We start from the raw sequence: 981 nt of genomic DNA, 5'->3' as shown, positions 1-981 counted from the left end.
GCCCTTCCGGGCAACATGCGCTCCGGCAAGCCCCGCGAGGTTGGTGCGGCTGGCGGGGCGACCCACCCCTGGGCACCGGTGCAGCGCAGCTACGCCGGCCTGCCTGAACTCACCCCCGCCTGGGTAGTTGCCCATCAGAGCGAGCTCACCGTGCTCGACGTGCGCTCCGCGGAGGAATTCAACGGACCCGATGGGCGAGTGGCCGGCAGCCTGTCGATCCCCCTGCCGGAGCTGGAAGCCCAATCGGCCCAGATTCCAGCCGACAGGCCCGTGGTGGTGGTCTGCCATTCCGGCAGCCGCTCGGCCCTCGCCACCCAGCAGCTGCTCAAGGCCGGCCGTTCCCAGGTGGCCAACCTCCGCGGCGGCCTGAGCCGCTGGGCTGCTGAGGGCTACCCACTCGATGGTGTCAGCCAGGCCTGAGGCGTCCAGTTCCGATCGACATCTCCCGTGCCGCTTTCCTCAGATCTTCTCTCCCCCAACCATGACAACCACCTCCTCGATGCCTGCCCCCACCCGCATCAATGCCCACGACCTGGCCGACCAGCTGGCAGCCCGCGATGTCACCGTGATTGATGTGCGCGAACCGATGGAGTACGCCTCCGGCCACATCAACGGCAGCCTCAACATTCCGCTCGCGCGCATCACCCAGGCCGATCTGCCCCGCGGACCACTGGTGCTGGTCTGCCAGAGCGGTAACCGCAGTGCCAAGGCCTTGAGCCAACTTCTTCAGCAGGGTCACCCCCATCCGGTGGCCGACCTGGAGGGTGGTTTGCCCGCCTGGCAGCAGGCCGGTTTTGACGTGCGCAAGCTCATGGGGGCGCCCCTTCCCCTGATGCGCCAGGTGCAGATCGCCGCAGGCAGCCTGGTGCTGTTGGGGGTGATCCTGAGCCAGACGGTGGCCCCGGGCTGGATCTGGCTGAGTGGCTTCGTGGGAGCCGGCCTCACCTTCGCGGGCGTCAGCGGCTTCTGCGGCATGGCCCG

Annotated in this window: 2 protein-coding genes; both read left to right on the top strand. The window is 68.6% G+C overall.

The window, feature by feature from the left end; translation table 11 throughout:
- Positions 1-420: rhodanese-like domain-containing protein (locus CJZ98_RS17835; protein WP_198537976.1), on the top strand; the 420-nt coding region annotated here is incomplete at its 5' end.
- Between the two features lie 61 nt (positions 421-481).
- Positions 482-981: rhodanese-like domain-containing protein (locus tag CJZ98_RS17830; protein WP_094592436.1), on the top strand; the 500-nt coding region annotated here is incomplete at its 3' end.

It is taken from the genome of Vulcanococcus limneticus LL, from assembly GCF_002252705.1.
Taxonomy (GTDB): Bacteria; Cyanobacteriota; Cyanobacteriia; order PCC-6307; family Cyanobiaceae; genus Vulcanococcus; species Vulcanococcus limneticus.
This window is presented reverse-complemented; position numbering and strand designations above follow the sequence as displayed.